The following is a 13,741-nucleotide window of genomic DNA, read 5'->3' on the forward strand; positions in this document are numbered from 1 at the left end:
AACGCGGTCAACACACATATCCACGCAGAAACTGCGTCTGGCGAAGCGAAACCCGTGCCGCCATTGCGGCTGTGCGCCAACGCCGCTGTCATCAGGCTGCCATCGCCGAACTCCGGATGCGACGCACCATGATCACGCCGGAAACGCTCCGCGGCATCCGCCTCGCTAAACAAGCGCTCGACGGCCTGCGACCGCTCGCGGGGTTCATGGCTGGCGGCATATGACACCGCCGCCAGCACATCATTGTAGATCACCGGCCTCACGCGGCGACCACGACACGCGCCACCGGCCCCGGCCCGAACCGCGCCGACACCTGCGCGACGGTGATTTCGCCCTGCCCTGTGAAGCCGTCGATGGCCTGCATCGCCGCACTGTAAACCCATGCAGACTGATCCACCTCCGCCTCCCGCAAGAGTCCCGCCGATCCGAAGACCCGCACAAGATAGGATTCCCGCTCTTCCCCAAGCGGGATATCGGGCAGTTCCCACCCGTCTGCTTCCAGACGCGCGCGCCTGACCCATGACAGGTTCAAATCGCCCTCACTGACACGGGCCTCCAGATGCACCGGACTGTAGGGTCGCAACCCGTTGCCCGCGAACGCATATTCGAGATGCCTGTAGGATGCGTGATCGAAAGGCTTGCGTGCCGGTCCGATCCGGAAATGTCGCAATTGATGACGCAGGCCGCTCGGCAGACCGATCTGGCGCGGCGTGCCGTCCAGCAACACAAACCACGCACCGGCCTCCAGGAGATCGGGCGCAAGCGCGTCCGTGCCCAATTGCCCGCGCAACAACCCGGTCAGCCGCCATGTTCGCGGCGCGGTCAATGTCGCGGTTTGGAACTGGATGACCTCCCAACTGTCGGGCGCGCCTGTCCCGATTGCTGCGAGGTTCGCACCGCTCAAAAACGCTGAATGGCTCACCGATTCCAACGCTCCCGTGGTCAAAGTCACCTCGAATCCTGCGCCGTGGTCCAGAACACCGGCCTGCCCCCGCGCCACCGGCGTCGTTGTGACCCCAACGGTCGAAGCCACCGGAACCAATGTGTTCAACGCATAGCCGTCATCCTGCGCTGAATCGAACACCGCGACGTCGCCCGGCCACGGATCGGCCGTCACTGCCAGATGCGGAGCATGGGCCACCTCATCCCCGTTCATCAGTGGCAAATCCAGAAAAAGCGGCAGGACCGGGCCGGTCGGCACAAATGGCACCGATGGTACCGGATCGTCAGGATACGCAGCAGGCCGGTAGACGTCCGGTTCGATGCGCACCGCGTCGATCAACTGGTGGGTCGTCTGCTCGACCCGGTCGATGCGCGCCGTCATCATGCCGATCTTGACCGGCACACGCACCACATCACCCGCTCCGAGTTGCTGTTGCGACAAAGGCAGCGCAAACCGCAGCGTATCGCGCGACACGCGCGCCTCGCTCAACCACCGCTCAACCGATTGCCGCCCCTCCGAGCGCGACAGCAGGATCGGAACCTCGCTTTCGGCAACGGCATGGGTTTCCTCGTCCGGCAGCACCGACTCCTCGGCGATATTGCGATAATCTCCATCCGCTTCGACAAAATTCAGGCGCACGCGCCCCGACATTTCTGCCTCCGAACTGCGCGTCTCGACGCTCTCGGTGCCAATATCGTTGTGCAACGCAAGTTGATCAGCATCGAGCGTGACGGCTCTGGCGCCATCGCGATTGCGAAACACCAAAGCGCCATCCCGCTCGATCGCATCAAACCCGAACGCAATCATCAACGGCTGCAAGGCGCGGCGCGCATCGGCCACATCCGGCACGAGATATCCGCGCACAAAGCCGAACAACGCGCTTACATCATACTCGATCAGTCCGGCCCGTTCGCAAATTTCCGCCACGACAGACGCAAGTGTGCGCCCTGATACGCGCCCGTTCAGCCAATGCCCGCGCCGGTAATTCGGCCCGTCCGACCACACGTCCTGCGCGTTGGGAAACCACGGATAAGGCCGCGCATCCCAGGCCCAGACAAAGACCCGCCCCATGTCGATCATCGGACCGCCATAAAGATCCGACACGGGATTGTTCTCCGGATCGCTCCAATACCCGATCACCGCGCGCAGGTACTGCCGCTGAATCAACTCATCTCGCAAGCCATTGGAATAACGCGGCAATGTGCTTTCCGAACTTTTCGGATCGAGAAACTTGTTCGGCTGGTTCGTCGCCTTGTCCACCGCCGCGCAGCCGATCTCGGTGAACCAGATCGGCTTTGATCCGGGCACCCATTCGGTCGGAATTTCCTGCCGCACACCGCCGATGCGCTCGTGATGCGGCTGGCCCCACCAGTTGCCGATGTCCTTGTAGCGGTAGACCCACGGCTCCCCATGCGCGCCGTCGCTGATCGGCGCGCGCTCCTGCGCATCCCGCGCCGCTTCGGACGGGTAATACCAATCATACCCCTCGCCGCCCGCCACGTTGGCACGCAGGTAATCGAGGTTGTAGATTGAACCCCAATCCGCATCCGCATGGCCCTCGCCATCGCGCCAGTCCGACAGGCTCATGTAATTGTCGATGCCGATGAAATCGATATTTGCATCCGCCCAGAGCGGGTCGAGATGGAAATACACATCCCCCGATCCGTCCTGCGGCTGATAGCCGAAATATTCCGACCAATCCGCCGCATAGCCGATCTTCACATCCGGCCCCAGAATGGCCCGGCACTCCGCTGCCAGCGCGATCAGTGCCGCCACCGCCGGAAACCCCGACGCCCCGCGCAACTGCGTCAGGCTGCGCATCTCCGAACCGATGCAAAACCCCGCGACGCCCCCCGCCAGCGCGCACAGATGTGCCTGATGAAGGATGAACCGCCGGTAGCCCCACTCCTGCGGCCCCGAATAGACGATCTGCCCATCCTCGACCGCGAAATCCCCCGCCGAGGCCGTCCCGAAAAACGCCGCAACCTCATCATCCACCGCCTGCGTGCCGCTGATATCGCCCGCCTGCCCCGGTGCCACACTCGCCGTAATCCGCCCGCGCCAGGGCAGTTTCGGCTGTTCATCGCCGCCCGTCCACGGATCGGGCAAGCCATTGCCCGGCATCTGCTCCATCAGGATGAATGGATAGTAAAGAACATCCAGCCCCTTGGCCTGCATCTCCGCAATCGACTGCAAAACGGAACGATCGCAGGGCGTTCCGCCATAAACGGGGCGTCCCTCCTCGCGCGGAACGACACCAGCCTCGGCGCGCGCCAGCCCGCCCACAAACCACGGCATTGCCTCGCTATCGAGCGTCGTCTGCTCCACCTTCGGCCTGATCTCGCACGACCCACAGCGCAGATCGCTGCCAAACCAGCTCACCACCAGCGACGCCGCGCTGCAATCGGGCACCTCCTCCACCAGATGTTTAAGCGACGTGGTGAAATCGGGCCGGTCAGACGGGCTGTTGACGTTCACAACCTTCGACTGCCCCGGCCCCGCGTTCAGCGCCACAAGCTCCGTGGCCAGCGAATACTCCCCCGTTCCGGGGATCATCGCCACACCGCGCACCGCGAACGGCACGTCCTCCGGCGCATCCTGCACCGGTCGCGTCACCTCGAAACTGAACTGAGGCACCCGGTTGCCGAACCGCTCCAGGTCCAGATCCTCAAACACGACATAGGCCGTCCCGCGATAGGCCGGCACCGCGCCGATCCCCTCGACCGCCTCCATCGTGGAGTCCGGCATCTGATCGCGAGAGCCGGGATGAACCACCATATTCAGATCGAAGACCGACACTTCGGCCCCATCCGCCCAGACCCTGTTCACCGATGTGATCTCGCCTTCGCATAGCGAGACGGCAAGGCTCACGGAATAGCTGTATTCCTTGATCGTCGGCTGTTTGCTCAGCCCCTTGCCGCCGCCGGATTTCGACACGGTCTCTTTGAATTGCGTCGCCCAGATGATGTGCCCACCGACCCGCATCCGCCCGTAAACCTGCGCAATGGGCTGGCCCTCTCCGGCAGTGCTCAGCCGCAGACGGTCGAGCCGCCCGGTCTCGATGGTCTGCCCGCCGCCGCCCAGAATGCGCTGGTCGATCGCCCGCCCCAACGTGGCGCCCGCAAATCGCCCGACAGCTGTCATGGACAGCCCGAGAACGGACCCACCGACGCTTCCGCCCAACGCCGCGCCCGCTGCAGATAATACCAGTGTCGCCATCAGTCTTGCCTCTCTCGTTGATGCGGAAACGCAAAGCGCGCCACGATACGTCGCTGCCACGGTCGGCTGAGCGATGTCTCCAGAACGCCATGCCCGCTATAGGCGTGTACGAAACTGGCCCGCGCTCCGACCTGCGCCTGTAGGCCCAGATGCTTGGCCACCGCGCCGTCGCGCATCCGGAATAACAGCACGTCGCCCGCCGCCTCATCGTAAATGTCCTTGACCGGCAGCCGCGCAGTCAGCGCCTGCCACAAACGCTCTTCGCAGGCAGTCTCGGACCAATCCGCGCTATAGGCTGGCACCGGCCCAGGCTCGCAGCCAAAGCGCTCCCGCCACAGCCCGCGCAACAACCCCAGGCAATCCGCCCCAGCGCCGCGCATACTCGCCTGGTGCACATACGGCGTGCCAATCCATCCCCGCGCCAAGTCCACGATGTCCGTGCCCGTCATCGCAGGCTTCCCCCGCCGAGGGATCGCGCCATGGTGGGATGGATCATCACCCATTCTTCCTGTGGAATGTCCGGAAAACCCTGAAAATTCACCAGATTGTCGAATTTCGCGCGACAGGTCTCGAACCGCTTGTCGCACCCCACGATCAACTTCGCCCTGTCGCCAACACCCAGCCTCGCGCGCAGCGGCTCCCAGAGCTCAATCAGCCGCGCAGTCGCGTTCAACGACGTGTCGCGCTTGATCGCTCCCCACAGCCCGTGCGCCTCTCCGTCAAGCACATTCAGGCGTCCGCGCTGAAACCAGTCGGGCTCGAATTCCGCCTCCAGTTCCAGCACGATCGCACCCGTGTCTCGAACCTCACTGATGACACCTTCGCCCCACATTCCCGCGCGGCTCAGATCCACACCGCAACCCGTGCCGCCCAACACCGCCGAACACGGCGCCTGAAACACGCGCCCCACCGGCCTGTTGAGCCATTCCGTCAAGCCGCGAAGCTCGGCGGAAAAAGCACCACCGCTCCGCGTGATCTCGCCCAACGAGCCGCGAAACAGCACCTTGCGCGCCGTGACATCGCTCCAGTTGACCAACCACGCCGTAACCCGAGCGCCGTCGAACCGTCCGGCCGCGATGTCTGCCTCGGTCACAGCCCCGTCGCTCAACGCGCCAACCGCTTCGGAATTGTCCACCGCAAGACCAGTTCCCTGTTGCAACGCCGCCGCGCTCATACCGGTCTCGGCGCGAAACACCAGACCGTCGAATTCCAGATCCAGATCGTGATCGGTAAAGCCGAACCGCGTCCCGTCCTTGCGCTGGACCTCCCAGCACCGCGCAACAGTACTGCATCCGCCGCCCAGATGCTCGGCCAGAGCCTCTGCACCGCTCATACCCGCACCTCGATCACCGGCACATCCGGCACCTCGCCCGCCTGGAACGTCGCCGCGCTGGTGTGAATACGGTCCGTGTCAAACCGCACCGGCACGTCGAACTCGAACCCTGCCGTCACTAGGGCCCCCACCGCCGGAGTCGCTTCCAACGTCACCAGCCCCGTCTCCACATCGACCTCCACCGGCACCTCTTCGCCATCGACAGCCACGAGAACTGACCCGGCAACCGGCTTGATCACAGGCCGGAGATAAACCGCTTCACCCGACGCATAGCGCTTCACCAACTGAAACACCTGCAGCGTCCCGTCACCCTCGCCGATCACCTGATCCGTTGCCGCAACCGCGCCCGATGGCTTGCACGACCGGAAATCCGACCAATCCTTCCAGCGAAACCCGAACATCTGCCCCCGCCGCGCTTCGAAGAACGCGATCAGCGCGTCGATGTCGTCCATCGAGCGCAACCCGATCCCCGCATCATATCGCCTGCGCGAATGCGCCCAGGGCGTGTTGCGCTCCTCGAACCCGCTCGCCAGAGTCACCACATCCGTCCGCCGCTCCGGCCCACCGATCGAGCCGAAACTCAACGCCACCGGAAACCTCACCTCGTGAAACTGCATGTCCGTCCCTCCTCAAAGGTTGCGCTGGCCCGAACCCAGCACCCGCCCCATCTGCGCCGCGATCTGGCTTTGCGAGCGCCGGAACCCCTGCACATCCGGTGTGCTGATATTCATCACCACGCTGACGGGCCGCCCGCCGCCTCCCGCGCGCACGCCGAGCTTGCCGTCGGCACCGCGCGCCAACGGCATGATCGCCTCCGGCCCCGCCTCGCCCATCAGCCCCATGCCACCCCGCATCGGAAACGTCGTCGGCCCGCTCACCACGCCGCCATCGGCAAATGGCATCACCCGGCCCTGCGCAAAACTCCCTCCATCCGCGAAGGGCAGCAGGTTGCCGATCCCCTGCATCACCATCCCGCTCAGCTGCTCCTTCACCGGAGCAACTGCTGCACGATAAGACGCTCCGATCATCAACTGCGCGATTCCGCCCAAGGCGTCCGAGAGCTTCATCCCGTCAAACACCACCCCGTTGATCGCCCGGCTTAACCCTCGCCCCAACGCGCCCTCAAGCTTCGCCGCACCCCTGCCTGTCTCGGCCAGAGACTCGCGCACCTTGGCCATTTCCGACTGAAAGCCGCCCGCCATCCCGGTCGCGCCAACCAGCGCCTCTTCCAACGCGCCCACCTGCGCCTCGAACCCGTCCAATGCCTCGATCTCGATCATGCCCCGTCCCTTTCCATCGCATCCGGATACGCCGCCATCAGCGCCTCCAATCCGTCCCGCCGCAACGGCGCGGCCCCATCACCGCGCCCGAGCAAAAGTTGCAACTCCGCCGGCGTCAGCGCCCAGAACTCCGCAGGCCGCAACCCCAGCCCGCGCATCCCCGCCCGCATCAGCGCAGGCCAGTCGAACCGACTCACGCCTCGCCCACCGGCGTAAACGCCCGCGCCAACAGCTCCGCCGCCACCCGTGCCGCCCCCAGCGGCCCGCCCTCGATCTCGGCGGCCAGCAGATCCGCCGCCGATCCGCGCCAGCCGCCGCCCCGCAAGCCCGCCACGACCAGCCCCAGCACATCCCGGCTCGAACACGCCCCGCCCTCGAACCGCGCCACCAGATCGACCAGCGAGCCCGCGCCCAGCCCCGACTCCAACTCCGCCAGCGCCCCCAGCGTGAGGCGCAACACATGTGGCGCTCCGTCGATCACCAGCGTCACCTCTCCTCGCCAGGGATTCGCCATGACCTACGCCGCCGACGTGAACGTGACCGCGCCCGCCGACGCCAGCGACAACTCATACGTCGCCTCGCCATTATGCGAGCCCGCATATTCCAGCCCCGTCACCTGAAACGGTGCCTCGATCACGCCAAAATCCGGCACGATCACCCGGAACGCCGGCACCTGGCTGTCAAAGAAGATCTGCCGCGCCCGCGCATCGGTGCCAGCATCCTTGAACACCCCCGCACCCGAAATCGCCACGCTGCGCACCCCCGCGCCCGCCAGCAACTCGCGCCAGCCGCCCTCGCTCTCCAGAGAGGTCACATCCACCGCTTCCGCGTTGAAACTCACCCGCGTCGCCCGCAACCCCGCCAGCGTCTCGAACGAACCGCTGCCATCCATGTCCACCTTGATCAAAAGGTCCTTGCCGTTCTGAGCACCCATCGCCCAAACTCCTTTTCCAGAAATCCCCGACGCCCTCAGGCGTCATCCTCCACCCGCGCGCGAAAGATCAGATCGATCCGCCGCCGCCCGGCTTTCTCCCGACTTGCCACTGCCCGCTTGAAATTCAGCGCCACCAATCGCCCGCGCTCCAGCACCATCTCCGCATCGATCAGCGCATCACAGATCGCCGCCGAGACCTCCTTGGCCCCCTGGAACCCCGCATCGTCCGAGATCACCGACACCGCAAATTCATGCCACGCCCCGCGCCCAGTCTTGTCGCTCGCATCCACTGCCTTCTCCGGTCCCAGCGCGACATAGAGATCCGGCAACCGCCCCTTGGGCACCGCGTCATAGATCCGGTTGCCCACCAGCACCGAAAGGCCCGCATCCGCCGCCAATTCCCGGTAAACCCCGGCCTGCAACGCCGCCGCCACCGCATAGCTCATGTCGCCACCTCCTCGTCGCAAAAGCACAGCAGATGCCGCCCGCCCGGGTCCGCCTCCGTCACCGAGTTGATCCGGAACACCCGCGCACCATCCCGAAACCGCTGCTCCGGCAAGGGCCGTGCCGAATGGCCCTGAGGCTGCCCCCGCACGACGATCCGAAACCCCGCAACCGACACCTGCCCGGCCTCGCCTGCCGTTTCCCGTCCCGAACGCGGCTTAACCTCGCCCCAGAAAACGCCCAAGGGCACCCAGTTCTCATGCATCCCACCGGCACCGTCCGGCACCGCTTCGAGCCGCTCCAGCACCAGCTTCGACGTCAACCGCACGCTCATGTGCCGAACCCCAGCCGCATCGGCCGATACCGCGCGATCAGGCTGCTGACACCGAACGGCATGCAGCCCTGTCCCAAGGCGGTTTCGTCGCGATACTCATAGTAATGCGCCGCCAGCAGCATCACCGCCTGCGCCAGATCGGCAGGCAAATCTCCGAACGCCACCGCCATGCCCGCTTCAAACCGCACTTCCACCGACCCATGCTCGGGAATAAACGACAGACACGCCCCCATCGGCACCAGCCTCGGCGCATCCCCATCGCCGCCCAGCCCGTAGCGATCACCCGCCACGACCGTCGCCCCGCCAAACGCATCCACCAGCGTCACCTGCGTCACCGCCCGCACCGGCGCAATCGGCAGCACCTGCCCCGTCACATCGCGCCAGCGATGCAGCGTCAGCACGAAATCCCGCGCGATCAGTGCCTTGCCCGTCCGCGCCTCGACCGCCGCCATCGCCGCCCGCAGGAACCCGCCCAGCAGATCGTCCTGCAAGCCGTCCTCGGCAAACCCGCTGCCCAGCCGCAGATGCTCGCGCAGCCGCGCCACGGGCAGGGCCGCGTCCGGTATCTGGCTCTCTTCCATCAAATACATCTCAAATTCTCCGCAAACCTGTCCCGCGATCTGGTCGGACGCGCGCCACCGCCGTTGCTCGGACGGAGGGGAGCGGCTAGACAACGCCGGCCTTTCGGCGCGCGCCCCATGAGGAAAACGGCAAGCCGCCCTCCCCATGTCCGCACTCACTGCTTAGGCAGTGGCAAAGCGCAGCAGCTTGATCGCCGCGAAATCGCTCACATCGCCGCCCACACGCTTGGTTGCGTAGAACAGCACATGCGGCTTGGCGCTAAATGGATCGCGCAGCACGCGCAGGTCAGGCCGCTCGGCAATGGTGTAGCCCGCACGGAAATCGCCAAAGGCAATCGCATCTGCGCCTGTGCCGATATCCGGCATGTCCTCGGCCACCAGCACCGGATAGCCCAGCAGACGCGCAGGCTCGCCGCTCGCGAACCCGTCCGACCACAGATGACGACCATCACCATCCTTGAGCTTGCGCAGCGCACCTGCCGTCTTGGAGTTCATCACGAACGTTGCATTGGCGCGGTATTCCGCCCCCAGCGCATAGACCAGCTCGATCAGCGCATCGCCGTTGCCGATATCGCCGTCCACACCGGTCGGGATGTAACCAAGGTTGCCCCAGGTCCAGACATCATTGTCCACCGCGCCGTGGTTCAGAATCCCGCGCGGTTTGTCGTTGCCGTCGCCGGTGATAAACGCACCCGCCTCGGCGCGCGAAAACGTGTCCGCAATGCGCCCCGCCAGCCAGGTCTCGATGTCAAACGCGGTGTCATCCAGCAGTCGCTGCGACGCCTTCGGCATCGCGCTCAGCTCGTGCAGCTTGATCGAAATACGATCAATCGTTGGCGTGCCGGTCTCGCTACGCGCCCCGATCTCGTCCGCCCAACCGGCCCCGGCATCGCCCTGATCGACCAGCACGTCATAGCTCGACGCCTCGACATTCACGACAGACGCAATCGCCCGGATCGACGCGGAACTGCTCAACACACCCTGAATCGTCTCCGACGTGACCGGATCAATCAGAAACCCGCCATCGCCATTCACCACCGTGGACATGGATTTCACATCCATCTCCAGCCCACGCAGCGCATCCTCGTCGCCGCTGCGGATATAGGCGTCAAAGGCACGCGTGTGCACGTCCTCCGCCTTCACACCGCCCGCCAGCACCGGACGCCCCGATACGCTCTTTCGATCCATCTTGGTCATACGTTCTTCCTGCTCCTGAAACTTTCTGTTGAACTCGTCTCGCTGGCGCTGCACATCGCCTACCAGCCCCGCCAGCGCCTGCCCCACCTGGGTGAAAGCAAACACATCTTCCCCGCTCCGCGACTCTGTCCCGGTCTCACTCATCCCGATTTTCCCCGTAAATTTGGGCGCTTAACCCTGCGCCAAACCCCGGCGCGCTTCCTCGATCATGCGCGCCACCTCCCGCAGGCCCGCGTCGGGCACATCGCCCTTCGCCGCCACCCGCGCACTGGGCAGCATCGGAAAGGTCACCAGCGACACCTCCCAAAGCTCCAGTTCCGTCAGAACCCTGCGGCCCTGCTTGTCCTTCACCGCCGATTTCGTGCGATAACCGATCGACAACCCGTCAATCGCCCCCGCCGCAATCAGCGCCGCCGCCTCGCGGCCCCGCTCCACGCTGTCCAGAATTCGGCCCTTCACAAACAAACCGGTCCCATCCTCCCGCACCTCATCCCAGACGCCGATCGGTTGCGCCGGATCATGCTGCCACAGCATCCGCACCATGCGCCCCTCATCCGCCAGCCGCTTCAAAGACGCCGCATAAGCCCCCACAGCCACCACGTCATTGCCCTGATCGCACTGGCCAAAGCGCGAGGCATAGCCTTCGATAACGCAGCCCTCGGCCACCGTCACCGCCTCGAAGCCGCAAAACTTCCGTTCCAAATCCATCGCCATTCCCCCTAGCCCGTGGCCTTCAACAGCCCCAGAAACACATCCGCCATCACCGCCGCCGCGACCCCGTAGACCGCCAGCCACATCCGCCGCTCCAGCCGTTCAATCAGCCCTTCGATCCGGTCCAGCCGCTCCGAAATCCCCTCGAACCGCAACGACGTCACCCTCTCATGCGCCTCCAGCCGCAGCGCCGGTGCGCAATCGAAGGGCTCATAACCCCCGCGCGGCTCAGCCATCCGCCAGCACCGGCAGGCCCAACAGCGCCCGCTTCTCTGCGTTCGTCAGGAACTCCGCCCCCGACACCCGCGCCCATTGCGCATCCCGCTCCGCCGCCAGCGCAGGCACCTGGTCCAGATCCGGCTTCAACACCAACTCCTCGCCCACATGCCCCGACAGCCACACCGACACCGCCGCCGAAACCCGCGACACCAGCGGCAACACCGTCAGCCGGTAAAACGCTCGATGCGCCTCCGCGTAATTCGCAAACGTCGCCTCGCCGGGAATCCCCAGCAGCATCGGAGGCACCCCGAACGCCACAGCAATCTCCCGCGCCGCCGCTTCCTTGGTCTTCTGGAACTCCATGTCCGAGGGCGAAAACCCCATCGGTTTCCAGTCAAGCCCGCCTTCCAGCAGCATCGGCCGCCCCGCATTGCGCGCGCCCATATGGTGGCTCTCGATCTCCTCGACCAGCCGCTCGTACTGGTCATTCCCCATCCCCGAGACACCATCCGTCCCGCGATAGACAATCGCCCCCGAAGGCCGCGCCGCATTGTCCAGCAATCCCTTCGACCAGCGCGAGGCCGCGTTATGCACATCCAAAGCCTGCGCCGCCGCCACTATCGGGCTCAGCCCGTAATGATCGTCCTGCGGATGAAACGCCTTCACATGACAGATCGGCGCCGCGCCCTCGCCCATCTCGAACCGATGCGCCTTGCCGCCCACGCCATACTCGTAAGCCACCGGCCAGCCATCCGGCCCCGGAACCAGCTTCATCCGGTCCGAGCGCAGCACATGCAACTCCCCCGGAACGCCGTCACCCACCGCCTCAAGATACCCGTCCCCCGACAGCATCAACTGGCCATAAAACGCCTCGAACAGCTCTGCCTGCCCCTGCGCCGGGTTCGGACGGCGCAAGAGATCCAGCACCGGATGCACCTCATAGCGCCGCTCCGCATCCTGCAACACCAGCGGCACCGCAGCGCCCGCTTCCGCGATCAGCTTGACCGCCCGGAACCCCACCGGATTGCCGACAAACCCCGACCGCGTCAGACTGGCCGTATCGCGCGCCGACCAGGCCACCCGCCCCATGTTCTGCCACGCCACCACCGGCCCGACGGCACTCGCCTTGGCCTCTGCCGGAGCCGCCTCTGCGCGGTTCCGTCCAAACACATTCCACCCCATATTCCCTGCTCTCCTGCCGCTCTGCCGTCCGATGAAACCAATCTGACTGACAAAGGTTAACGACCGTAAACTACAGCGTGCGCACCCTCGGCCGCCGCCACTCCGCCGCGCGCGAGATCACCAGATCCGTCAACGCCCAGACCAGCGCATCCAGCCGGTCGGGCGATCCCGCGCCCTGAAATCCCGTCCGCGCCATGCGGCACATCTCGTCCTCCAACGCGTCGAACACGCCGAAATGCGTCACCCGCTCCTGCTCGTACAAAGCCGCCACAGGCTCCGCCCGCGCACTTTTCGATTTAGACGCATGCACCCGGATCACCGGCACCATCGGATCGACCTGCCGCAGCACGGTTTCCACCATGTCGCCCCCCTGATTGACCTCCGCCACCAGCGCCTGCGCGCCCCAGCGCTCCATCGCCGTGATCGCGCGGCGCGCCCAGACCAGCGGCGACACGCCCTGCACCGTCGCATCCTCCAGCACCACCGCCCGCCAGTCCTGCGGCGGCCCGTCCGTCACCACACCGGCCACCACGATCCCGCAAGCATCCGACCGCTTGGTCGATCCCGCCGGCGGATCCACCGCCACCACGATCCGGTCGAACTCCGGCACTGCCTCACAGCGCGCCTGCTCCAACCCGGCAAACGTCCAAAACGCGCCCTCCACCTCCTCCAGCAGATCGCCATCCAACTCCTGTCGCCCCAGCCGCGTGCCCGCATAGCGCGCCCGCACTTCGTCCAGGAACGACGCCGCCAGATAGGCCCGGTTCGCCTCCGTCGGCGCCCGTGTCACCACCGTCGAAGGCGCCGCCAGCAAATCCTTCAACACGCTTACATTCCGCGGCGTCGTCGTCACGCAAACCCGAGGGTCCGGCCCCAGCCGCAACGTGAACTGCAACATGTCCCACGCCTCCTGCGCCCGCTTCCACTTGGCCAATTCATCCACCCAGGCCGCATCGAATTGCGGCCCGCGCAACGACTCCGGATCATGCGCCGAACAGGCCACCGCCTCCGCCCCGTTGGGCCAACGCAACATCCGCCGCGTCGCGAGCCACTCGGGCCGCCGGTCGGGGGGCGAACAGGCCATGATCCCGCTATCGCCGAAGATCATCACCTCGCGCACCTGGTCCAGCGTTTCGCCCACCAGCGCCACACGCCGCGCCCGCCCCCCGTCCAGGGGTCGCGCCCCTTCCACCATGGAGCGCACCCATTCGGCACCGGCGCGGGTTTTCCCCGCGCCGCGCCCACCAAGGATCACCCATGCGCGCCAGTCCTGTCAATCGGCATTGAACTTTGACCCCCTATCGGCGTCCAATATTGACCCCTTTGTGCTGAGCAGGCCCGGCGCTGCGTAGCCCTCACATAGC

Annotated in this window: 16 protein-coding genes; all 16 read right to left on the reverse strand. The window is 65.6% G+C overall.

Going from position 1 to position 13,741, the window contains the following annotated elements; genetic code table 11:
- Positions 1 to 259: 259 nt before the first annotated feature.
- Positions 260 to 4,162 (reverse strand): glycoside hydrolase/phage tail family protein, encoded by a 3,903-nt coding sequence (locus ACGKZZ_RS08665; RefSeq protein ID WP_411223127.1) that lies wholly within the window; start codon positions 4,160 to 4,162, stop codon positions 260 to 262.
- A complete protein-coding gene (locus tag ACGKZZ_RS08670; protein ID WP_411223128.1) occupies positions 4,162 to 4,611 on the reverse strand; it encodes a peptidase in 450 nt (149 codons plus the stop codon). Before ACGKZZ_RS08670 ends, ACGKZZ_RS08665 begins: the two co-directional genes overlap by 1 nt.
- Positions 4,608 to 5,495, reverse strand: a complete 888-nt coding sequence (locus ACGKZZ_RS08675) for a DUF2163 domain-containing protein (RefSeq protein WP_411223129.1) — start codon at positions 5,493 to 5,495, stop codon at positions 4,608 to 4,610. Before ACGKZZ_RS08675 ends, ACGKZZ_RS08670 begins: the two co-directional genes overlap by 4 nt.
- Positions 5,492 to 6,112: a TIGR02217 family protein gene (locus tag ACGKZZ_RS08680; RefSeq protein WP_411223130.1), complete on the reverse strand. Its 621-nt coding sequence runs from the start codon at positions 6,110 to 6,112 to the stop codon at positions 5,492 to 5,494. The genes ACGKZZ_RS08675 and ACGKZZ_RS08680 overlap by 4 nt, the downstream gene beginning before the upstream one ends.
- A 12-nt stretch (positions 6,113 to 6,124) precedes the next feature.
- Positions 6,125 to 6,775 (reverse strand): phage tail tape measure protein, encoded by a 651-nt coding sequence (locus ACGKZZ_RS08685; protein WP_411223132.1) that lies wholly within the window; start codon positions 6,773 to 6,775, stop codon positions 6,125 to 6,127.
- Positions 6,772 to 6,972, reverse strand: a complete 201-nt coding sequence (locus ACGKZZ_RS08690) for a rcc01693 family protein (protein ID WP_411223133.1) — start codon at positions 6,970 to 6,972, stop codon at positions 6,772 to 6,774. Before ACGKZZ_RS08690 ends, ACGKZZ_RS08685 begins: the two co-directional genes overlap by 4 nt.
- Entirely contained in the window at positions 6,969 to 7,289 is a 321-nt protein-coding gene (locus tag ACGKZZ_RS08695) for a gene transfer agent family protein (protein ID WP_411223134.1), read from the reverse strand. Before ACGKZZ_RS08695 ends, ACGKZZ_RS08690 begins: the two co-directional genes overlap by 4 nt.
- A gap of 3 nt (positions 7,290 to 7,292) precedes the next feature.
- Positions 7,293 to 7,709 (reverse strand): phage major tail protein, TP901-1 family, encoded by a 417-nt coding sequence (locus ACGKZZ_RS08700; protein ID WP_411223135.1) that lies wholly within the window; start codon positions 7,707 to 7,709, stop codon positions 7,293 to 7,295.
- A gap of 35 nt (positions 7,710 to 7,744) precedes the next feature.
- Positions 7,745 to 8,155, reverse strand: coding sequence for a DUF3168 domain-containing protein (locus ACGKZZ_RS08705; RefSeq protein ID WP_411223137.1), 411 nt, complete (start codon positions 8,153 to 8,155; stop codon positions 7,745 to 7,747).
- Positions 8,152 to 8,487, reverse strand: a complete 336-nt coding sequence (locus ACGKZZ_RS08710; RefSeq protein WP_411223138.1) for a head-tail adaptor protein — start codon at positions 8,485 to 8,487, stop codon at positions 8,152 to 8,154. The genes ACGKZZ_RS08705 and ACGKZZ_RS08710 overlap by 4 nt, the downstream gene beginning before the upstream one ends.
- Positions 8,484 to 9,077, reverse strand: coding sequence for a head-tail connector protein (locus ACGKZZ_RS08715; protein ID WP_411223139.1), 594 nt, complete (start codon positions 9,075 to 9,077; stop codon positions 8,484 to 8,486). The genes ACGKZZ_RS08710 and ACGKZZ_RS08715 overlap by 4 nt, the downstream gene beginning before the upstream one ends.
- Before the next feature lie 153 nt (positions 9,078 to 9,230).
- Positions 9,231 to 10,409: a phage major capsid protein gene (locus ACGKZZ_RS08720; RefSeq protein ID WP_411223140.1), complete on the reverse strand. Its 1,179-nt coding sequence runs from the start codon at positions 10,407 to 10,409 to the stop codon at positions 9,231 to 9,233.
- Between the two features lie 27 nt (positions 10,410 to 10,436).
- Entirely contained in the window at positions 10,437 to 10,973 is a 537-nt protein-coding gene (locus ACGKZZ_RS08725; RefSeq protein WP_411223141.1) for an HK97 family phage prohead protease, read from the reverse strand.
- 11 nt (positions 10,974 to 10,984) lie between these two features.
- Positions 10,985 to 11,212: a hypothetical protein gene (locus ACGKZZ_RS08730; RefSeq protein ID WP_411223142.1), complete on the reverse strand. Its 228-nt coding sequence runs from the start codon at positions 11,210 to 11,212 to the stop codon at positions 10,985 to 10,987.
- A complete protein-coding gene (locus tag ACGKZZ_RS08735; protein WP_411223143.1) occupies positions 11,205 to 12,377 on the reverse strand; it encodes a phage portal protein in 1,173 nt (390 codons plus the stop codon). Before ACGKZZ_RS08735 ends, ACGKZZ_RS08730 begins: the two co-directional genes overlap by 8 nt.
- A 70-nt stretch (positions 12,378 to 12,447) precedes the next feature.
- On the reverse strand, positions 12,448 to 13,632 hold the full coding sequence (locus tag ACGKZZ_RS08740; RefSeq protein WP_411223144.1) for a DNA-packaging protein: 1,185 nt from the start codon (positions 13,630 to 13,632) through the stop codon (positions 12,448 to 12,450).
- Positions 13,633 to 13,741 lie beyond the last annotated feature (109 nt).

Source organism: Marivita sp. S2033 (assembly GCF_046592965.1).
Classification (GTDB): domain Bacteria; phylum Pseudomonadota; class Alphaproteobacteria; order Rhodobacterales; family Rhodobacteraceae; genus Marivita.